The following is a 19,061-nucleotide window of genomic DNA, read 5'->3' as shown; positions in this document are numbered from 1 at the left end:
CAGGCGTCACTTCGCCGCACGGATGCGCCACAATTGCACGCCCCTGTCCGGGCTGAGGGTCACCAGCGCCTGCCCCCGCTGCACGAAGCCCAGGGCGCTGGTCTTCTGATTCAGCGTCCCCAGCACCTCGCCGGTCAGGGCGCTGTGAAGCTTCGGCGGGTTCAGGGTCTGGTCGGGGTAGGTGAACCGCTGGCCGTCCGGGCTGAACAACAGCGGGCCGTTGTTATAGGGCAGCGCATCGAGAATGTCCGGCCAGGTCTTGAGTAGTTGGCCGCCGCCGCTCCAGACCCGCAAGCCGTTGCGAGCGAGGCTGACCACCCGCGTGCCGTCCGGACTGATTCCCATCGCCGGGCCGTTTTGCCAAAGTTTGCCCAAGGACGTGAGGACCTTCCCCGTCACCGCGTCCTTGACGGAGGTGGCTGGACGCCCGGCGTCGCCCGGCATGCTCAACACGCGCACCCGCTGGCCTACCCAGGACGCGCCGCGCACCCGCTCCACTGGGCAGGAGGGACCGACCAGGTTGCTGCGGTCAGGTGTGAACGGGGCGCAGGGTTTCGCCAGCACCGCGCCGTCGCTGACCCGCCGCACCTGATACCCGGGCACCGACCCGTCCTGGGTGCTGACGCCCAGCAGTTGCTCGCCGTCCGGGCTGAAGGTCACGGCCTCGCCGGGCAGCCCCGGCAGGGCACGCAGGGCCTGGCCTGTCTTCACGTCCCACAGATAGCCGGTGGTGTCGCTGGTATACGACTCCATGGTCATGCGAAATTTGCTGACCACACCGCCCGCCAGCGTCTTTCCATCGGGACTGAACGCCAGCGAGCGCGCGCCGATGTGTTCCCAGGCTTTCTTGGACGGCGAGACGAAGCCCCGCAACGTCCGCAGGGCGTTGCCTTTCGCGTCCGTCAGGCGCACCGTCGAGTCGCCCAGGTTGAGCGCGAAGGTTTGACCGTCGGGACTGACTGCTGCCACCTTCACCCGGCCAAAGGTTGCCTCTTCTGGCCCACTTTGCAGCTTCCAGCGCTTGGTGGTGCCGTCCTGGCTGGACGTCCAGACCGTGTTTCCGCTGGTCGCCAGGGAGGTGATTTGCCCGACATGCCCGCTGAAGCGCCGCACTTCCTGCAAGTCGGGCAACCTCAACTGCACCACCTTCATGCTGGAAGTGACCAGCAGGCCCTGAGCATCCGGCAGCAGCGTCATCGCCTGGACACCGCCCGGGAGCAAGGCCAACGCCAGCCGCCGACCACTCGCCACCTCCCAGCGTTTGACGGTGCCGTCGTTCGCGCCGGAAATCAGGCTGCCGTCGGGGGCAAACACGAGGCCCAGCACCTGCCCGCCGTGCGCGGTCTTGCCTGCCAGCGCCGCCTGCGTGGGCCGTTTTGAGATGGGGGGGTCAGTCAGGATAGTGGTGGCACCGTTGCTGTCCGGGCGGCGCAGCACGAGACCGCCGCCGAAGGACCCCGTAGCCAGGAGGTCACCTGCTGGATTCAACGTCAGGGCCGTGACCCGGCTGTAGAAGCCCTCCATGGGGTGTTCGTCCTTGCTGGAAGCGGATGGGGCGAACCCCTGCCAGTTCGCCGCGCCACCGGTGCTCTCCAACCGGGTCAGGTGAGGCGTCGCCCAGTTCTCCAGCGACGACAGGTAGACCGCTGAGCTGTCCGAACTGAAGATCGCGCCCGTGTAGGACGTTTTCGGCTCGGTCCTGGCCCAGCGTGGCTTGCCCGTCGCCGCGTCGTAAGCGCGGGCGGCCTGCCCGAGGTGCAGCAGCGTCTGACCGTCGGGGCTGAACACCAGCCTTTCACCGTAACTGTCGGGGGCCGGAACCCGCCACAGTTCCCGGCCGGTCTGTGCCTCGCGCACGACCAGACTGGATTTTCGGGTATCGGTGGAGTTGAGGTCCAGGACCGCCAACCGCCGGCCGTCCGCGCTCAGCGCCAGAGGGCCGGAGCCGAGATGGACCGGCTGCACCGTGCGGAGGAGATCGAAGCTGACTTTTGCCGGTGCAGCCTGGGCAGAGGCAGCGAGCAGCCCGAGCAGCAGGGTGGCGACAGGCGTACGTTTTGACATAGCGGCAGGGTAAGGCGTGGAGCAGAGAAGCGCACCCGTCAATAGGCGGAGGCGGCGGGCGTCCACAGACTGAACCATCAACAGGGGGAGGGTCACGAGGCAATCAGCCTCGTCCCAGATCAATCACCCTGGCCCGGCCAGGTTGACCCAGCGTGGCGACGAGCATCTGCCCCCACATCGGGCTGGCCCGCAGGGTCAGGTGCTGCTGCCCGGCCCCTTGCGGGAACACGTCGAGCGTCCGCAGGTGCCGCCCCTGCCGGGCCGCGTCATACGTCTGCACCTTGCCATCGCTGCGCGCCACGATCAGGAAGCCGCCTGGCGCGAAGGCCACGTCCGTCACCTGCACCCGCTCAGGCACCTTGACCTGGATCAGCCGCTTCCCCGTGCGGGTGTCCCACAGGGCCGCGCCCCGTCCATCCTCGGCCAGCGCCACATAGCGGTCATAGACCCTGGGCGTCTCGTCGAAGACATCGACCGAGGTCTGCCGGGCCAGACGCAGCACCTTCCCGGTCTTCCAGTCCCACTGCTGTACCTCGCTCCGGCAACTGAAGGTCGCCGTGGTTCCGAAAAGGGCCACGCCCGGCTGCGGATTCCGTAGACAGGTGGGAGGCAGCGTCTTCAGGGCCGCCACTCTGCGGGTCAGGATGCTGTTCCACACCTGAAGTTGCGGTCCCGCCTCTGTCACGGCGACCGCCACAACTTCCGGTGTAGCCTCATTGACAAAGACCGTCGCAGCCCGGCCCGGCTGCGCGCCCAGCAGCTTGCCGCTGCGGGCATCCCAGCGGCGCACCCCGGTCTCGTCGGCGGTCAGCAGGAAGCGGCCATCCGGGGTGAAGTTCGCATGAAAGTGGAATTCCGTTTCCCGGTTGCAGCTCAGCACTTCTTTGAAGTTCCCCTGGAGGTGGGTCACCGCTTTCCCCGCCGTAAAGTCCCAGACCACCACCCGGCAGGCCTCAAAGTCGAGCTGAAGGCCCAGGGTGCGCCCGGCCAGCGTGACGTGAACACTCCGGACCTTGCCGGACCCCACCTCAACCGTGCGGGGCGTGCCGGTCCGGGGAATCAGGGTCACGGCCCCGTCATCTGGAGAGGACACCACCGCCCGCTGATAGTCCACATGCTCAGCCAGTACGGGCGTGGACACCGTGACTGACCGGTTGAAGATCGGGGGAAAGAGGGCCGGTCCAGCCAGCAGCAGCAGGGAGAGCAGCTTCACCGGGTCGCCTGGGTCATCAGGGTGGCGCGGTAGGGCGACTCGCCCGTGACGATCAAGAGGCCCACCCGCTCCGTTCCGTTCTGGGTGAACGACCAGATGGTCGTCGTGGCCTGACCTGCGTCCGCCTGATTCACCAGCTTCCAGCCTGCCTGCCGCAGTTGCGCCGCGTAGTGCTCGACCAGGGCTTGGCGGTCCAGCTTCGTCTCGATGCGGGCGTTCTGGGTTACCCCATCGCTACTGTTACCTCCCCCCTGCGGCTGAACGACACTGTTCGCCGGAGCGGCCAGTTTGGGCAACACCAGGAAGGCCGGGGGCGCCGGGGGACGCGCCCCGATGTACTCCAACATGCGTTCGGTGTCGCCTCCCGCCTGTTTGCGGAGACTGACCTGAGTGACGTTCCCCACCACCCGCATGGTCACGTGGAGCAGCTCGGCCGGGGTCTTGCGGTACAGCGCCAGGTTGCCGACGGCATTGCCCGGCTGGAAGCCGCCCTGCTGCTCGTAAGGACCGTTCAGAAAGTCGGGGGCTTCCAGCCAGCCTACGCCCAGCGCCCTGGTGAAGTGCGCGGTGACCTGTGCTGGACTCAGGGCCGTGTCGAAATGCACGGCGGTGTTCGAGGGCGCCTCCCCCCGTTGAAAGGTGATGCTGATCGCGCCGATCACGCGGCTTCCGGCGGGCAGGGGCACACCGAACCCGGCAGGCACCTGGCCGACCAAGACCTCGGTGCGGCTGTCCGTACCCGGCCCGTCGGGATTGATGACCCGTTGCAGCAGCTCGCTGGCGGTGTCGGCAGACGGGGCGGGAGCCGTCTGAGCGTGGCCGAAGGTCAGGGTCAACACGCCCAGGAGGGTCAGCAGTTTGAGGGACATGCCTCAGCTTGTCGGCTGGGTTCTGACCCGGCGTGAGAGCGCTGTGAAGCCAGGCAGACCGGTACAACGGGCGTCATTCCACTCACGGAGAGGGTGGACGGCCTGCTGGGGGAGATCCAGCGGTTCCACGCCACCCGCTCGCAGGCCAGGGGACGGCCACAGGTGCTGGACATCGCCATCCTCGGCCGCGCGCAGCGGCAGCACGGAGAGCGAGCCTCTTGGCTGGAGGTGCACGCCGAGCAGTTCCGGCGCTGGCGGGCGCTGTCCCTGGCACCACCGCAGTGGGAGACCGTAGATCGGCGCTCGTGGGACGTTGAGGCTCCCCATCTGGTGGAGCAGGTCTTTGGCACTGGTGGAAGAGCTGCGCTTCGAGAGCGCCCACCGACGGCGGGAGAGAAGCGCGGCGGAGCCGGCGCCGGCCGAACCGAGCGGCGTGCCGACGAGGCACGATCTCTGACATTTGGCGCTTGATAACGCCTCCTTTAAACTCCTCAGGTCCGCTCGTGTCGAGACCTGACAAGAGGCCAAAAAGGCTCACAGCGACAGCTATTATGCTAGTATTAGCTCCTTACGGGAGGGCGAGATGACCACCATTCAAGACCAGATCCGCCGTGAGCTGGAGGCCAGGAGTGCCGCGTATGACCAGGCCCAAGCCGAGCGCAATCGGCGGGCCAGGGACGTTCACAGCGTCCGGCGTTCCCAGCAGATCGAGGGGGGCGACATCTCGCCCTACGCCCAGACGTTGAGCCAGCAGTACATCGACGGCACCCTTACCCCCGCCGAGATGCGCGCGAAGCTGCTGGAGCATTACGGCGTGACCGTGAAGTGACCCCGGCGTGACCAGGGGTCCAGCGTTTTTCTCCTACGACAACGGAGTGCCCAAAAACCGCCTCGGACTGGACGACGCCGAGGCGTTGTCGTTCATCGAACGCGACACCACATTCACCCGGATGCTGGAGATCAGGAACGGCACGGCGCCGGAGGCCACCCGCAGCGGGCGCTTTGACCTGGACCACCTGCGGGCGATCCACCAGCACATCTTTCAGGACATCTACGAGTGGGCCGGGACCACCCGCAATCAGCCGATGCAGATCGAAGGCCAGCAGGTTCAAGCCGCGCCCCTGATTCACAAGGATGATGGGCGGACGCCGGTGCCGTTCGTGCCAAGCAACCAGGTGGACCGCAGCTTGAAGGCCACCTTCCTTCAACTCCAGCAGCAAGATCACCTGCGGGGTCTCCCCCGCGCTGAATTCGCGGACCGGGCCGCGCTGGCCTTCTCTGAGATCAACAACGCCCATCCGTTCATGGAGGGCAATGGCCGCACCCAGCGCGAGTTCATGCTTCAGTTGGCCGGGCAGGCCGGTCATCCCCTGAACTTTGATGTGGTGAGCGCCGAGCGGATGAGCATCGTCAGCCTGGAGGCACGGATGGGCGATCTGTCCGGGATGCAGCGGCTGTTTCAGGAGATCAGCGATTCCCAGCGGGTGGCGGCGCTGGACAAGGCGCAGGGCTTTCTTGACCAGGAGCGGGTGAACTGGCAGGAAATGTACATCGCCACCGCCACGCCGGGCCGTGAGTACAGTGGTCCGGTGGCCCTGAGCAGCCCAGAGGTGGTGGTGATGCGGTCTGGAGGGGACGTGATCGTGGCGCAGACCCGAGATGTTGCCCTGGAGGAGGGGCCGCCGAGCGGGACGGTTCACTTCACGGCCACGGACTATGGTCCCCCTGACCAGGACGGTGAGGGCCAGGGACGCATACGCCAGATCGACTTGGACCTGTGATGGCAGTTGAGAGTGCCGAGGCCATCGCCTGACTAACTTATTTAAATAGAAAAATATTTAACTCGCTCAGCGCTGGATTTCTTTCTGATCGGGTGACCGGGTTGTCTTCAAGGAGGGGGGCGCACCCCCCTGACAAAAACCTAAAAGCGTGCTGGGGGCCGGGATGCGGGCTGATGGAACGCCGCCCGCTGCCCCCCAGCACAACGGTTTTTGTACCCCCCCTTGCGGACCTTGAGGTCATCCGTGAAGAAGGGCTGCTCAAGACCCAATGGAGCGCCTGACGGCGCACAGCCCCTCTGTTCCCTGCGGTCACGCCTGAAAGGCAGAGGTCCTCGCCGGACCGGCGTTCGCCAGAGAAAAAACGTCAGGGAGGGGCGCGACATTTTTTCTCTGGCCTGCGGCCTCCAGGGTGGCAAAGCGCGCAGAACGCTGTCAAACCCGGCCAGGGGGAGGCCGGGTTACGACGGGGCCGCCGAGAGCGGCCTCGCTTGACAGCAGCTTCAGCAAAGGAGTGGGGAGAAAGGTGCGGGGCGGCGCGGCGAGGGGGCGAGGGGGGCGCCAGGAGCCGCCAGGGGCGGCACACGCCCGCCCGAAGGGGCGGGGTGTGGGCGTCCAGGGGTAGGAGGGTAGTTTTCTCTATCCAGAGGGAGAAACACTTGACGTAGTACCGCAAATGCGGTACTATTGACCTACCCCGGACAGGGCAAAGGAGCGACGCACATGGACCATTTCCAGCACATCACCGACGCCGCCGAACTGAAAGCCGCTTACCGCCAGCTTTGCAAGCAGTACCACCCGGACAAGGGCGGCAGCACGCAGCAGATGCAGACCATCAACAACGCCTACGAAGCCGCCATGACGCGGATTCTGAACGCCAAGCCGGACGAGGAATACGGTGAGGACAAGTGGTACAAGAGCCGCGCCGAAGAGGCCGAGGTGGAGGCCAGGGTCAGGGCCGCCGTCGAGAAAATCGCGCACCTGGACAGACTCGACATTGAAATTGTCGGGGCGTGGGTCTGGGTGGGCGGCGACACCCGCGCCCACAAGGACGCGCTGAAGGCGGCCGATTACTGGTTCATGGGCAAGCGGAAAATGTGGGCGTTCAAGGGAAAATTCAGCCGGGGCCGCAGCAACACCAGCATGGAGGAACTACGCGAGAAGTACGGCAGCGAAAAGGTCTCTCCCCGTTCGCGCTCTTTGAAAGCCGTGTAAGACCTTTGGGGCTGGCCCGCGCGTCAGGCGGGCCGGCCCGCGACAGGGGGAATGATGCCATGCCCAACGACGCCCACCCCAGGTGCAGTTCTGAGCTCCAACACGCCGCCGCCACCATCAAAATGGTGCGCGTTCTGTACGCCCAGCGTCTCAGAGATGCCCAGCACGCTGCCCGTACTGGGAATCCCGCTGCTGCCGTGACCCTGACGCACCTGCGCACCACGCCCTGCGCGGTGCCGAACCCAGACCGCCGCAGCGACTGCGCGAGGCACGCCGCCCGCGCTGAAGCGTTGCACCGCGATTTGTCCACCCTTGACCTGGACGACGTGACGGCCAGCGCCAGACTCACCGCCGCCGCAAGTCAGGTTGACCTGTTTGCCATTTTGCAATTGACCGCTTCTTTCTGATCCTGTCCGGCGGTGGGGGCTGCACTCCGGCGCGGCGCCTTATCTGGCGTCTAGCATGCTGAAAAGCTTGACATAGTACCGCATTTGCGGTACTATGTTCTTACCCCGGACAGGGCAAGGAGGAACGAAATGCAAGACCGCAGCACCCCCCGCAACATTCGCCGCACCTGGAAAGTTGACGTCTACGGCACCTGGGGCGACGGCCCCAGCGCCACGGTGTATCTGGGTTCCCATACCGTGACCCTGTGCGCCGATGGGAGCGGCGCGAAGACCGCCGAAATCGACGGCGAGGCCCAGGGTGCTCTAAACCGCGTGGTGGGCTACCTCGCAGACCGCGACAACATCGTGACCCTGCTCAGCGAGGAGCGGCTGCCCGCCAGTCAGCCGTTGCCCGCCCCGGTGATCGGCAAGGCCCGCGCCTGTGCGCTCCACAAGATCATGGGTCTGGCCGGCCTTCCCCACGCCCAGCACTACGCGCTCAGCGCCGCCGCGCTGGGCGAGCCGTGGCCGCTGTCCACCCTCGCGGACCTGACGGAGGGAGAAGCGCAGACCGTCTGGGGCCACCTGTGCCGCCTGTACCCGAAAGCCCGCGAGGTGGCCGCGCAGCTTCAGCGCCGCCGCCCGGCCCAGGCTGCCGCCTAAGTTCTCCCCGTGGGGAGGGACAAGCCCTCCCCCGTTTCCCCAAGGAGTGCCCATGACCCCCACCCTGCGCGTGATTCACCCCGACGGACGGCAAGACGTGACCGAGATCGGCCCGGAGGCCGACACCCTGAACCTGCTCAGGGCGGCGGTGGGCGGCTGGATCGAGTACCTTCCGGCCCACTACCACGCCCTCAACAGCCATGAGGTGGTCATCAACGAGGAGGGTCTGATCCACAACCTGCCCCCCAACTGGATCGGCAGCCGCCTCATCGGACTGGACCTGACCCAGTATCCGCCGCTGCATGGCCCCATCGTGATTGTTCCGCATGACCCCGCCGATGGCCCCAGCCCTGCCAAGCAGCGTCAGCAGGCCACTTCTCCTGACGGTCTGGTCAACCTGTACGCCTGCGCCCTGGAAGGTGACCCGGCTGCCCTGACGGCCCTGGGGGTGAGTCGTCCCGAAGACATCACTGTGATCGACGCCCGCCCTCCTGTGCGTCATTTTCTGTATGCGCTTCACCCGGACGGACGCACCGAACGGCATGACCTGGAACCCATCGAGGAGGGCCGCCGTTGGATCGCCGAGCGGCTGGGCGCAGGGCAGCGCCTGCCGCCGCACGCCCAGCAGGTCACGGCCTACGCGGTGATTTCCAGCGTCGCTCCCCGTGACCCGTGCCCCAACGAGGTGGCCCGCGCCGCGCTGGGCCTGGCGGACACGCCCTGCGGCCCGGTGATCCTGATTCCCACTGGGACGGCAGACCCGTCCCAGGTACACCAGCGCCTGGACGAGGCCCTGAACGGTGCGGGAGAGGCGTGTGGAGAGCTTGGGCTGACCCTGGATTGGGCCACTTGAGGGACGCGTTCCAGAGTCGAAGCAGTTTGCATCCAAAACGTGCTCCGCTGTCCCTCGTCCCTCCCTGTTTACAGTCGGAGCTTGGAGTTGCGCGAAGGCGAGGGAGCTGGAGTTCCCATCCGAGCCGTGTTTTTTACTGCTACGGCTCCAAACACCATACAAAATAGTTTGCTAATTTAATATTAAAAGTGTAGAATAGTGTATGCCCAAAATCATTTCCATAGGCAATATGAAGGGCGGCGTGGGCAAGACGACCACGGCGATTCACCTGGCCCAGCAACTGGGCCGCAAAGGCCGCACCCTGCTCCTGGACGCCGATGACGAGCTGCAATGTTCCGCCGTGTGGCGGGAGGGCGACTTCGACGGCTGGACCTTCGAGGCCCAGCCCTACCGGGCGTACCAGCCCAGCGACGGGGCCGATTTCGAGTACGTGGTGATCGATACCAAGGGCAACGAGCAGGGGGGCGATCTGTTGAGCCTGGCCCAGCAAAGCGATCTGCTCCTGATTCCCACCAAGCCCGACGGTCTGAGCGCCACCGGTCTGATTCGTACCCTGACCCCCCTTGTTGAGGGTGGGATCAGCAATTATCAGGTGCTGATCGTCGCCAACATGGGCGGACGGGGCGAGGAGCTGCGCGACGCCCTGGCCGAGCAGGAGATTCCGGTGCTCACCACCATCGTGCGCCACAGCACCGCTGTGGGCGACGCTGCCGAGCGGCGGGTGCCGCTCGAAGCCCTCAAGGGCAACCGCTATGCCAAGCTGCTGGCCCTGGAGTACGCCAGCGCCGCGCGGGAGGTGCTGGCCCATGTCTGAAGCGCCCAAGAAACCGGCCCGCTTTGATCTGCGCGCGATTCGTCAGTCCAAGCCGGAAGCGGCAGCCCCCCCGCCGGAGCCGCTGCCCGAACCGGAAGAGAAGCTGGTGCAGTTCGGCAGCCACATGCTCGCCGGAACCAAGCGTCGCCTGAAGCAGGCCGCCGCCCGCGAGGGCCGCAAGCAGTACGAGACGTTGCACGACGCGGTGACGGAGTATCTAGCCCGCCATCATCCAGAACTGAGCGAGGATTGAGCGAAGCAGGCGGGACCACCCGCTTCTAAATAGAGACTATTTTATTAGCTAATTATTTTAATATTGACGGCATCAGAAGGTGCTTGAATCGGCCCAGGGAGGCTGAGATGCACGATAACGAACCTGAACTCATGCTTGAGCAGGCCAAGCGACTGGTGGCCCGGAAGATCAGCGTTATTCCCACTGGCGGCGGCCTCTCCCCGAAAGCCAAGCAGCCCCACCACCAGGCGCTGAAGGCCACCGGCCATTTCTCCCTGGACCGCGAGGGCCGGCGCCGCAGCTCCTGGAAAGCCCTGCAACGTCGGCTGCCCACCCTGGAAGAATTGGAGGCCTGGTACTTGCAGCACCGCGCGCGGGGGCTGGGGCTGGTTACTGGCGCGCTCAGCGGGTACGTCGCCATTGACGTTGACCCTGAAGGACTGGCGCTGGTTCAGAGTCTGGGCTGGCAGCCGCATGTCCTCACGCCCAGCGGCGGCATGCACTTCTACCTGAGACATCCGGGCTGGTACGTCCCGTCCAACGCTTCCAAGAACAAAGCCGCCCTTCCGCCCGGCGTGGACGTGCGGGGCGACGGCGGCTACTGCATGGCTCCGCCCAGTCGCAACCGGGCAGGACCGTACCGGCGCACCGCTGAGCGGCATGACCTGACCATTGACCAGGTGCCGCTTACGGTCCGCGTCGCGGGGGCCGAGTACCGCCTGCGCGAGGCTCTGGGACTGACCTCGCCAGGCCCGGCCACAGGTTCACCCCAGCCGTTCTCAGGGGCGCAGGTGGAGGAGGGTGGACGGGTGCCGGTGTGGCTGATGCTGGACCGGGCCGAGCGCTACGCCCCGGTCAGCCGGAACCGGGGAGCCTTCATGCTAGGCCTGTGGCTTCATGCCAATGGGTACACCGCCGAGGAGGCTGAAGCCTGCGCGGACGAGTACGCGCAGCGGGTCTATGCCACCAAGGCTTCTCCCTTTTCGGTGGGTGAGGCGGTCACGGCCATTCGCAGCGCTTACCGGTATCCTCGCAATCAGCCCTGGACACGCCGGGTCGGGGGGTGGGTCAGCGAGGAGGGGTAAGGACTGGTCCCACTTGGAGCTATTTGTGCCAACCCACTGTTGGGACGGTGGACCAAATCTGATACCGCTGGCTTACTCAGCCCCCGCTGGGCGACAGGGGTACTGTGGCTTTAGGAAGAGGGAGGTGGGTATATGAGCCTGAAGGACAGCCACCCCGGCCAGGTGCCGGAAGAGACCGCCCGCGTCGCCAAAGCTGTGTTCCGAAAGGGCCACCGCTACCTCACGCTCCGGGACACGTTCGGTGACTTGTTTGACAGCGACGATTTCAGAAGCCTCTTTCACTTAGAAGGCCGCCCCGCCATCGACCCCGCTCAACTCGCCCTGGTCACCCTCGTACAATTCGTGGAGAACCTCAGTGACGAACGTGCTGCCGATGCGGTCCGGGCGCGCATTGACCTCAAATATCTGTTGGCCCTGCCCCTCGATCATCCCGGCTTTGATGCCAGTGTCCTGTCGGAGTTCCGCACCCGGCTGATTGAAGGGCAAGGGGAACACCTGCTGTTCGAGCGGCTTCTCGAGCGGTTCCGCGCGCAGCAACTGCTGCGCGCTCGCGGCCAGCAACGGACCGATTCAACCCACGTGCTCGCTGCGGTCCGGGCCCTCAATCGTGTCAGTCTGGTCGGGGAAGCATTTCGGCACGCCCTGAACGTGCTGGCTATCGCTGCCCCCGAGTGGCTCGTCCAGCACGGCCAGAAAAACTGGGCACAGCGCTATGCCAGCCACTTCGACCTGACGGCCGAAGTGGCCGAACGCCAGCGAGCCAAGCGTGAAGCTCTGTTGCTGCAACTCGGTGCTGATGGGAAAGAGCTCCTGGAGGCCGTCCTGGCACAGGACGCGCCCCGCTGGCTGTGCGAATTACCTGCCATCCAGATTCTCTGGCGCGTCTGGCTTCAGAACTTCACGCCGACCGAGGTGGGAACCCTTCGTTGGCGAACGAACGACGAGATCCCCCCCAGCGCAATGTTCGTGGGCTCGCCTTACGATGCGGACGCCCGTTACAGCCAGAAACGCTCGACCTCCTGGGTCGGATACAAAGTCCACCTCACTGAGGCCTGTGACGACGATCTCCCGCTGCTGATCACGAACGTGGAGACGACCATTGCCAACACCCAGGACTTCGACGTCCTCGAAGATGTTCATGACCACTTGAAGGCCCGGCAACTGCTGCCAGGGGCGCATCTCGTGGATATGGGTTACCTGAGCGCGGGGTTGCTGGTGAGTGAGCGGCGCGACCACGATGTGAAGCTCATCGGTCCTGCCCGGCAGGACCAGCGCTGGCAAGCTTGGGCCGGGCAAGGCTTCGCCGCTGAGCACTTCAAGGTCGACTGGGAACGCCAGATGCTGACCTGCCCCGCGGGGCAGGTCAGCGCAAGCTGGACCAATGTACTGGATCAGCGACAGCGGGCTGTGGTCAAGGTCAAGTTCTCCATGACGGACTGCGGGAACTGCGCTTTGAAGATCCACTGCACCAAGTCATCAAGGCGAACGGTGACCCTTCAACAGCGCGAACGGCATGAGGCGCTGCTGGAATGGCGGGGGTGGACGCAGACCGGGGAATTCGCCGCGCTGTATGCCAGAAGGGCCGGAGTGGAGGGCACGATGTCGGTCGGTGTCCGGGTCGCGGGCATGCGACGGTCACGGTATTGCGGACTGGCGAAGACGCGCCTGCAACATCTCTGCACGGCCTCGGCACTGAATTTGCTGCGGGTTGCGGATCACTTGGACGGGCAGCCGCGCGCTCGGACCCGCGTGGCTGCTTTCCAGCGCGTCCTGGCACAGGTCGCCTGAGTAAGCCAGCGGTATCAAATCTAGGAAAGAGTCAGTATTGGCAATTGGAGGCGTTCGATAGGGATAGACATATGCTGTTAGGTTGACCGCCGGCTATTCTGTTACCAACAGAACGCCAACACTTGACCCACAGTTCCCCTAAACTGGTTACCATACAGCCCAGCACCGACAACGGTGTGGGGAGGAAAATGATGAAAGCGATCCTGAAGTTGAGCTTGGCGGTGTGGCTCTTGGGTGCCGGATTCCAGGGGGGCGCGCTGGCAGCGGCGCTCTCTGGCTCCACCACCGCGGGTGGCATCACCACCCAGGGCATCTCGGACTGGGACTGTGGCCGGATTTGTGATTGAGACGCAACCATGATCGAGCTGGGTGACGACAACTTTGAACCAATGATTCAACAGGGCCTGTGGGTGGTTGATTTCTGGTCACCCACCTGTGCCCCTTGCCGGGTGGTGTCACCCATTCTGGCCGACCTCGCGCGCGAGTGGCAAGGTGAAGTGCACTTCGCCTCAGTCAATGCGGACACTGAGCTGAGAACCCGCTTCGCTCAACAGATTTCCGGCCTGCCCAGTGTGGTGGTCTTCCAGGACGGGCGCCCGGTGGACTTGATTCTGGGTGCCCATCCTGCGCGGGTGTACCGGGACCGTATCGCAGGAGTCAGGAGTGTGCATCCCTGAGTCTTCATTTCAGGAAGCCGTGCCGGTGGGCGACGCCCTGCGCGACACCCGCTCTTGGTACGACTGGAAAACCCAGCAGGCGGCCCAGGGGCGGTCTTTGTTCGAGACGGCGGCCCTACTCAGCCCGGACCGTTCCCCCATTGCCCGGCTAAGGGCCGCCACCCTCCTCGAACGCGCCGGACACCTGACCCAGGCCATGGCCGACATCAAGGTCTGCCTGAAATCCGGGGACCGGGCCATCCGGGTTCACGCGCTTGCCCTGTTGATTTTCAGCGAACGTGAAAGCAGAAATCAGGAAGACCATCCCGGCGTTGACCAGATCGATCCGGCCATTCGTACCCTTGAGCCGCATCTCAATTACGGTGAGGGCGACGGTGAGGTGGATGACTTTTATATCGAAACGCAGGTGGTCCTGAAATACAATCTTTGCCGCCTGTATTTTGATCTCGGAAAGTACGATCTGGCCCTGGCCCACGCTGGGGAGGCCATTTATTTGAGCCTGCCCCTGGAGACCCCGCAGCTCACCTTTTCCGTGCGGATGAGCTATGCCCGGGCGGCCCTGCGGCTGGGACAGATCCAGGCGGCCCTGCGCGAATACCAAGTCATTAACACTGTGGCGCTGCCAGGCACCAACCTGTGGTTGTTCTCCGGTCTGAACGTCGCCAATATCCTGCTGATGCTGGGCGACCACGCCGAGGCCCTGACGCTTATTGATTTCATCCTGGGCAGTGACGCTGGGAATGTGCCGGCGCTGACCAGCCGGCAGTACATCCGCGCCCTGTCCGGCCTTTTGGCTCCCGAGGAGGCCATCCAACCCTGCCGTGATCTTCACCGTGACCAAATCAATGCGGGCCTTCAGGCCCTCATCGCGTTCGTCAATACCGGCCAGCGCGAGGGGTTAACGCGTGCCCTTGAGCTCTTCAAGCATCTGCAGGGTAATAATCCAACGTTCGACGGCGTGATCGGCTGGGCGCAGAGCGTGGCGCTGCTGAACCTGGGGCAGATCTACCTGTCGGCCCAACGCATCATGTTGCACCCGCCCAACTTTCCAGTGGTGGAAGCGCTGGTGCTCGGCATGAAGCTCGACATTGCTTTGCAGCCTGATGGCATTGATCTCGAACCTCCAGCCCAACTCTGCCAGCAGCTGCAGCAGCTCTTTCGCCGGGAACCCTCCAGGTCGGCCCGCCTGGGCTTGGCGGAAATCCTGACCTACTGGCACCCTAAAGCGGCGGCCTTTTGTGCCTTTTCACCGCATTCCGTGCCCGAACTGGTCGACGCCACCCTGCCGTCCGTGTTTGTGGACGGGCGGCCCATCCGGGTACATGGCCAGGCCATCGCCACTCGGCTTCCCTTCCTCCAGATGACCCTGGAAACGTTCGGCATCGACGCCGCGATGCCACGCGATCAATCCACCGAGCGGGAACGGATGGCCAGCGCGCTGACAGTGGGCTGGGGTGCGGGGACACGCCAGCTGCCTGTCATTCCCCCCGCCCTGCTGATCTTTCATTATGTGAGGGTCGCCGAGCAGGAGGGGGGACTGTGGCGGATGGCCGCGCGGGAGCTGGCCCGAACCCACGGCACCGTCCCCAAAACCTTCGGCGGTCATCTGCGTCAGGAGCGGACACTGTTGGCCGAACTGTTGGGACAGTTGCTGGACGAGCGCATCAACGTGAAAACATTCCAGCATCGGCTGGCAAAACGCAGAAGCCCTGCGGAGGGAGATTCACCATGACGACGGAGAACCGCGCTGCGCCCCTGGAAGTCTTGCAGTCCCTGCTGGCCGAGGCCACGCCCGCGGAGCGGCACTATCTCGAAGGCCAGGTCCTGAAGTATGCGCGGCGCGCTCAGTCTGGGGCAGATCAGGCGGGGGAACAGCCGCCGACATCAGCCGCCTTGAAGGCCTCGGCAGACCGGGGATACCAGGGCCTGTACTGGTACCGGTTCGAGTTGAACAAGCCTGACGTGGACCCTTACTGGACCACGTTCCTCACCCAACAGATCGACAGGTACGAGCGGCAACTGGGTCAGCTGGTCAGTGACCTCGCCGCTCAGGGCCTCGCGTACACCGCGCCCGCCTTCGATCCAGCGTCGTTGGCGCAGAGCGAACAGCTGGAGGCGACGCGCGATGAGCTGCGTGCCCTGCGGCAGCTTCAGACCATGACCATGGCTTGGCAGGAGCGGCATCCCAGTCATTCGGGGGCCGCGCAGTCGCTTCAGAAGCTGGAATGGCAGATCATAACGCTCGAAAGTCGCCTGGCGGGGCTGAGTGGTGAGGCGACCCGCTGAACACCACGCGGCTTGAGTTGCCCCTTCGCCGAGCGACTGAGAATGTTCCGACGTGCCGCCAAATGTTGGGCAACTGTTGGGCAACTGTTGGCGAAGTGTGATCCACCAGCCACCGCCCGCCCCGTATCCTGCCGTGCGTCCCCAGGGATGAGCGGCAGGAGGTGAACCTTGAGAGTTCAGACCAGCATTTTTTCTTCTCCCGAGCCTGAGCGGCGGAAACCGCAGGCGAATTCCCGCAACCCACGAAGACCCATCTCTCTCACAGACGAGAGCGTCCCTCCAGAGGACAGCCCCCCGAGTCCGGCAGATGACCGCGCGCGCGTCGATCAGCACCTGAGCGATGTTGCTCAGCTTGCGTTTCAGCTCAGTGCACTGCTCGACCGGATGGAGCGCGCCAATGCCCAGAGCCTGGAACGGAAAATGGTCTGGACCGCTGCCCGGCTGGATCAGGCGTATGACCGGGCTATCGCTGCCGGCGCCGCCGTGGGCGTCGGGTATCTCCTGTCCCTGGACAGCTCCACCTTTCTGGTGTGTCTGACCGAGCTGGGCGTTGAATGCAGCCCCCATACCCAGGAAACCGAACAGGTGGCCTAGATCACGCCAGTGGGCAGGGTTGCTTCCCGATGGGGCGTGGGCCGGGGCAAGCTGAACACCGCAAGCTCGCGCACGTCGATGGGCGGACTCCGGCGCGGGGGATCGTACAGAAACGCCGTCAATTCCTCAACGCCTTCAGGGGTCAGGTACGTGAACACCTGAATCTGGTCAAACGCCCCACCACCCACCAACTCCCGGTGCAGCCGACGCAGGGCGGCCAGCGTATACCCGTTGTGCTGCGCCAGGACCAGCACCTGTTTGCCCGGCGGTGTGAAGACCAGCGCCCGTTTGCGGACCGTCAGATCAATGGCGTATCCGGCGTCTTCCAGCCGCTGGCCGATGTCACGCAGGCAGACCGCGTTCATCAACCCGTCGTCTGTGGGCGTGAACGGCCCAGCCATGCCGGCCAACCGGCGGCCCGCAAACAGCAGGAACAGGATCTGGCCCAATGCTGTTTTGCGGCGGGCGCAAATGCGTTGCCGGAGGGCCTGGGTCACCAGTTCTTTCCCAAAAACGGCCTCGGTCTCAAACTGCAGCATTGCCCCGAAGCGGTTCATCTCCTTCGCCAGATCGGTGAAGGCCGCCGAACGAAACACCTTGATGACACTCATCTCTCGGACCCTTCTCTCAAAACCTTCAAATAGTGTCCAGCGTATCTTTTCGCCATCGTCGCAACTTTACCACCGCAGCGCCGGCACCCTCATCCGCCGCCCTCCAATGAGTAGTAACGTAAATATCCATATCACCGGACCGTGCTCCCATCGCTGCTCAACGGAGGCTCAACCCATGTGAACTGACGTCGACACGCACAATCCAATGAAAAACCCCGCCTGGCAGCGGAGTTCTTCAAGCCAACTTCCTCATTAAGCACAAGGGCCAGAAACACCCGCAGCTTAACGGAGAAGGCCCCCTTATTGCAAGTTGGGAGACGCCATGTCCGAACTGCCCCCGGATGGAGTGACATTCAGCGCAGCGGCCCGTCTGTCGATCACCACAGAACGCGCCGAGCCATCCGCTCAAGCTGCCGCCGTCGCCAACCCGCAAGCTGGTGCTCCTGAGCGCCGTGAACGGCGTGGAGCACTCGAGTCCACGGAGGTCCCAGCTCCTCTGGGCCACCCCCCACCGGCGTCCACTGCTGGACCACCCGCGCACAGCCGACCTCCACTTCAAAGCCTATCGGCCGCCCAACAAGAGATCGCTGATCATTGGAGCCCTGCGGGCCTGCCTGGCCTCTTACGGACCGTGGGCGGGCCGGCATGACGGCTCCCCGACTGACGCTGGAGCGTCTTGCCACAGAGGCCAGCCGGCGGGCGTTTCTGGAGGCCCAGAAGGCCGCGCTGCTGGCCGGGCAGCCTCAGGCTGCGCCGCGAGGTCCACCCACCTCTCTGACAACGCGCCTCCCAATTGACCCTATCGAGGCGCTGAAAGCCGTTGGCCTGTACCGCAAGAGCATCCGGGCCAAACCGGTGCTGAGCGGCTACACGCCCACCAAGACCTTCTGGCCGGTGATGTTCCCGTACAAAGCGGGGCAGCACCTGACCAAGCTGAGCCGCAGCGTGTCCCGCGACTGGCGCCTGATCCTGACCGGCATCAGCACCACCAGCCTGGCGGGAGGGAGGCTGACCAGCTCCCAGGGACTGAATCTGATCCGCATCATCGAGGAGCTGCGCAAGCACTGCTACCTCAAGGTGGGCGAGGACGGGCGGCCCCTCCAGTCCCGCGAACAGGTGGTGCAGCTGGTGGGCGGAAAGTTCTGTTTCGCGCGCGAATGCGGGATGAGCGAGGCCACCTTTTACCGGGCCTTGAAGCATCCCCTGGCCCATCTGTGGCTCAGAAGCCAGAAGGTGCAGCGCACCGACGGGGACACCGCCGCTCGCCGCAACGTCGCCACGCTGTTCAGCGTCAGTCTGTACGAGCCAGTGATCCCCGCAGACCTGGAGGCCGCCTTCTTCGCCGAGAGCGTGCAGCAGTCTCAGCCTGTTGTCGTGCCATGCGATGCTCATCCTGAAACGACAGCACGATCCATCCCTGACCCACAGCCAGGCGGATGGAGCAGACCCACGGCGACCCGAGGAGAAGCTTTCCCAGCGGGCGGCGCCAGAGCAGACCTGCTGCGCTGCCTGGATGGGGCGGCGTTGATTTCCCGCGCAGGGGAGCGGGAAACCCTGCCCCCCACCCTTGAGCCCCTGACAGACCGTCTGGAGGCGTGTGTCGACAGATTGCGAGACGCCAACCCGCAGCTGTGGGCATTCGCGGTGCAGATCGCCATCCACCACGATGACCCAGCCAGCCACGTGGTGGCCGCCATCGGGTTTTACAAGGCACTGGTCCACCTGGGGGTGGGGGCGGTGCAGCGCTGCATCCAGCGGGTTGAGAAGTGGCGGCTCGGGGGTCAGTCGATCCAGACCCCAGGCCGCTTGCTGATGCACCTGCTGAACAAGCAGGCGCGGGCCGCCACCGGGTTCAACATCCATGATCTGGGCACTGAGCCCGGGCGTGTGCTGGCCTGAGCCCAGGACGCCCCACGGCGGGTGCCTGGAACCA

General features: G+C 64.8%; 20 protein-coding genes. 16 read left to right on the top strand and 4 right to left on the bottom strand.

Annotated elements, in window-relative coordinates:
- Positions 1-6: 6 nt before the first annotated feature.
- The 3 genes from FHR04_RS12200 to FHR04_RS12190 form a co-directional block, all read right to left on the bottom strand.
- Positions 7-2,064 carry a WD40 repeat domain-containing protein gene (locus FHR04_RS12200; protein WP_170213942.1) on the bottom strand — a complete coding sequence of 686 codons (2,058 nt, stop codon included), beginning with the start codon at positions 2,062-2,064 and terminating at the stop codon, positions 7-9.
- A 103-nt stretch (positions 2,065-2,167) separates the two neighbouring features.
- The gene (locus tag FHR04_RS12195) at positions 2,168-3,277 is read right to left on the bottom strand and encodes a WD40 repeat domain-containing protein (protein WP_139403685.1); all 1,110 of its coding nucleotides are present in this window, start codon (positions 3,275-3,277) and stop codon (positions 2,168-2,170) included.
- On the bottom strand, positions 3,274-4,146 hold the full coding sequence (locus FHR04_RS12190; RefSeq protein ID WP_139403684.1) for a hypothetical protein: 873 nt from the start codon (positions 4,144-4,146) through the stop codon (positions 3,274-3,276). Before FHR04_RS12190 ends, FHR04_RS12195 begins: the two co-directional genes overlap by 4 nt.
- 583 nt (positions 4,147-4,729) lie before the next feature.
- On the opposite strand from FHR04_RS12190, the gene FHR04_RS12185 reads away from it, so the two are divergent.
- The 15 genes from FHR04_RS12185 (at position 4,730) to FHR04_RS12120 (ending at position 16,517) form a co-directional block, all read left to right on the top strand.
- Positions 4,730-4,975: an antitoxin VbhA family protein gene (locus FHR04_RS12185; RefSeq protein WP_139403683.1), complete on the top strand. Its 246-nt coding sequence runs from the start codon at positions 4,730-4,732 to the stop codon at positions 4,973-4,975.
- Positions 4,976-5,021: 46 nt separating this feature from the next.
- A complete protein-coding gene (locus tag FHR04_RS12180) occupies positions 5,022-5,927 on the top strand; it encodes a Fic/DOC family protein (RefSeq protein WP_139403682.1) in 906 nt (301 codons plus the stop codon).
- Positions 5,928-6,647: 720 nt separating this feature from the next.
- On the top strand, positions 6,648-7,139 hold the full coding sequence (locus FHR04_RS12175) for a J domain-containing protein (RefSeq protein WP_139403681.1): 492 nt from the start codon (positions 6,648-6,650) through the stop codon (positions 7,137-7,139).
- 197 nt (positions 7,140-7,336) lie between these two features.
- Positions 7,337-7,546 (top strand): hypothetical protein, encoded by a 210-nt coding sequence (locus tag FHR04_RS12170; RefSeq protein ID WP_139403680.1) that lies wholly within the window; start codon positions 7,337-7,339, stop codon positions 7,544-7,546.
- 129 nt (positions 7,547-7,675) lie between these two features.
- Complete coding sequence (locus FHR04_RS12165; RefSeq protein ID WP_139403679.1) at positions 7,676-8,188, top strand: hypothetical protein; 513 nt, start codon at positions 7,676-7,678, stop codon at positions 8,186-8,188.
- A 52-nt stretch (positions 8,189-8,240) separates the two neighbouring features.
- A complete protein-coding gene (locus tag FHR04_RS12160) occupies positions 8,241-9,041 on the top strand; it encodes a DUF3846 domain-containing protein (RefSeq protein ID WP_139403678.1) in 801 nt (266 codons plus the stop codon).
- Positions 9,042-9,243: 202 nt separating this feature from the next.
- Positions 9,244-9,855 (top strand): ParA family protein, encoded by a 612-nt coding sequence (locus tag FHR04_RS12155; protein ID WP_139403676.1) that lies wholly within the window; start codon positions 9,244-9,246, stop codon positions 9,853-9,855.
- Positions 9,848-10,108 carry a hypothetical protein gene (locus FHR04_RS12150; RefSeq protein WP_139403674.1) on the top strand — a complete coding sequence of 87 codons (261 nt, stop codon included), beginning with the start codon at positions 9,848-9,850 and terminating at the stop codon, positions 10,106-10,108. The genes FHR04_RS12155 and FHR04_RS12150 overlap by 8 nt, the downstream gene beginning before the upstream one ends.
- Before the next feature lie 107 nt (positions 10,109-10,215).
- A complete protein-coding gene (locus tag FHR04_RS12145; protein WP_139403672.1) occupies positions 10,216-11,172 on the top strand; it encodes a bifunctional DNA primase/polymerase in 957 nt (318 codons plus the stop codon).
- 132 nt (positions 11,173-11,304) lie between these two features.
- Complete coding sequence (locus tag FHR04_RS12140; protein WP_139403670.1) at positions 11,305-12,960, top strand: IS1182 family transposase; 1,656 nt, start codon at positions 11,305-11,307, stop codon at positions 12,958-12,960.
- 188 nt (positions 12,961-13,148) lie between these two features.
- On the top strand, positions 13,149-13,307 hold the full coding sequence (locus FHR04_RS21000; RefSeq protein WP_170213941.1) for a hypothetical protein: 159 nt from the start codon (positions 13,149-13,151) through the stop codon (positions 13,305-13,307).
- 9 nt (positions 13,308-13,316) lie between these two features.
- Positions 13,317-13,637: a thioredoxin family protein gene (locus FHR04_RS12135; protein ID WP_139403668.1), complete on the top strand. Its 321-nt coding sequence runs from the start codon at positions 13,317-13,319 to the stop codon at positions 13,635-13,637.
- A 25-nt stretch (positions 13,638-13,662) separates the two neighbouring features.
- A complete protein-coding gene (locus tag FHR04_RS12130; RefSeq protein ID WP_139403666.1) occupies positions 13,663-15,369 on the top strand; it encodes a tetratricopeptide repeat protein in 1,707 nt (568 codons plus the stop codon).
- Positions 15,366-15,923, top strand: coding sequence for a hypothetical protein (locus tag FHR04_RS12125; protein ID WP_139403664.1), 558 nt, complete (start codon positions 15,366-15,368; stop codon positions 15,921-15,923). Before FHR04_RS12130 ends, FHR04_RS12125 begins: the two co-directional genes overlap by 4 nt.
- A gap of 384 nt (positions 15,924-16,307) precedes the next feature.
- Complete coding sequence (locus FHR04_RS12120) at positions 16,308-16,517, top strand: hypothetical protein (protein ID WP_139403663.1); 210 nt, start codon at positions 16,308-16,310, stop codon at positions 16,515-16,517.
- Here the strand turns inward: FHR04_RS12120 and FHR04_RS12115 are convergent.
- Positions 16,514-17,128 (bottom strand): hypothetical protein, encoded by a 615-nt coding sequence (locus FHR04_RS12115; RefSeq protein WP_139403660.1) that lies wholly within the window; start codon positions 17,126-17,128, stop codon positions 16,514-16,516. The two genes, FHR04_RS12120 and FHR04_RS12115, sit on opposite strands and share 4 nt — an antisense overlap.
- Positions 17,129-17,773: 645 nt before the next feature.
- Between FHR04_RS12115 and FHR04_RS12110 the strand changes: the two genes are divergently transcribed.
- Positions 17,774-19,027, top strand: coding sequence for a hypothetical protein (locus FHR04_RS12110; protein WP_139403658.1), 1,254 nt, complete (start codon positions 17,774-17,776; stop codon positions 19,025-19,027).
- Positions 19,028-19,061 lie beyond the last annotated feature (34 nt).

Origin of the sequence: Deinococcus radiopugnans ATCC 19172, assembly GCF_006335125.1 — a bacterium.
Lineage (GTDB): Bacteria > Deinococcota > Deinococci > Deinococcales > Deinococcaceae > Deinococcus > Deinococcus radiopugnans.
This window is presented reverse-complemented; position numbering and strand designations above follow the sequence as displayed.

What these genes read in the sequence shown, in the direction of transcription:
- FHR04_RS12145 (WP_139403672.1), top strand. Translation starts at nt 10,216, where the DNA reads ATGCACGATAACGAACCTGAACTCATGCTTGAGCAGGCCAAGCGACTG.
- FHR04_RS12140 (WP_139403670.1), top strand. Translation starts at nt 11,305, where the DNA reads ATGAGCCTGAAGGACAGCCACCCCGGCCAGGTGCCGGAAGAGACCGCC.
- FHR04_RS12190 (WP_139403684.1), bottom strand. Translation starts at nt 4,146, where the DNA reads ATGTCCCTCAAACTGCTGACCCTCCTGGGCGTGTTGACCCTGACCTTC.
- FHR04_RS12160 (WP_139403678.1), top strand. Translation starts at nt 8,241, where the DNA reads ATGACCCCCACCCTGCGCGTGATTCACCCCGACGGACGGCAAGACGTG.
- FHR04_RS12155 (WP_139403676.1), top strand. Translation starts at nt 9,244, where the DNA reads ATGCCCAAAATCATTTCCATAGGCAATATGAAGGGCGGCGTGGGCAAG.
- FHR04_RS12115 (WP_139403660.1), bottom strand. Translation starts at nt 17,128, where the DNA reads ATGAGTGTCATCAAGGTGTTTCGTTCGGCGGCCTTCACCGATCTGGCG.
- FHR04_RS12200 (WP_170213942.1), bottom strand. Translation starts at nt 2,064, where the DNA reads ATGTCAAAACGTACGCCTGTCGCCACCCTGCTGCTCGGGCTGCTCGCT.
- FHR04_RS12125 (WP_139403664.1), top strand. Translation starts at nt 15,366, where the DNA reads ATGACGACGGAGAACCGCGCTGCGCCCCTGGAAGTCTTGCAGTCCCTG.
- FHR04_RS12150 (WP_139403674.1), top strand. Translation starts at nt 9,848, where the DNA reads ATGTCTGAAGCGCCCAAGAAACCGGCCCGCTTTGATCTGCGCGCGATT.
- FHR04_RS12110 (WP_139403658.1), top strand. Translation starts at nt 17,774, where the DNA reads ATGACGGCTCCCCGACTGACGCTGGAGCGTCTTGCCACAGAGGCCAGC.
- FHR04_RS12165 (WP_139403679.1), top strand. Translation starts at nt 7,676, where the DNA reads ATGCAAGACCGCAGCACCCCCCGCAACATTCGCCGCACCTGGAAAGTT.
- FHR04_RS21000 (WP_170213941.1), top strand. Translation starts at nt 13,149, where the DNA reads ATGATGAAAGCGATCCTGAAGTTGAGCTTGGCGGTGTGGCTCTTGGGT.
- FHR04_RS12175 (WP_139403681.1), top strand. Translation starts at nt 6,648, where the DNA reads ATGGACCATTTCCAGCACATCACCGACGCCGCCGAACTGAAAGCCGCT.
- FHR04_RS12120 (WP_139403663.1), top strand. Translation starts at nt 16,308, where the DNA reads ATGGAGCGCGCCAATGCCCAGAGCCTGGAACGGAAAATGGTCTGGACC.
- FHR04_RS12135 (WP_139403668.1), top strand. Translation starts at nt 13,317, where the DNA reads ATGATCGAGCTGGGTGACGACAACTTTGAACCAATGATTCAACAGGGC.
- FHR04_RS12185 (WP_139403683.1), top strand. Translation starts at nt 4,730, where the DNA reads ATGACCACCATTCAAGACCAGATCCGCCGTGAGCTGGAGGCCAGGAGT.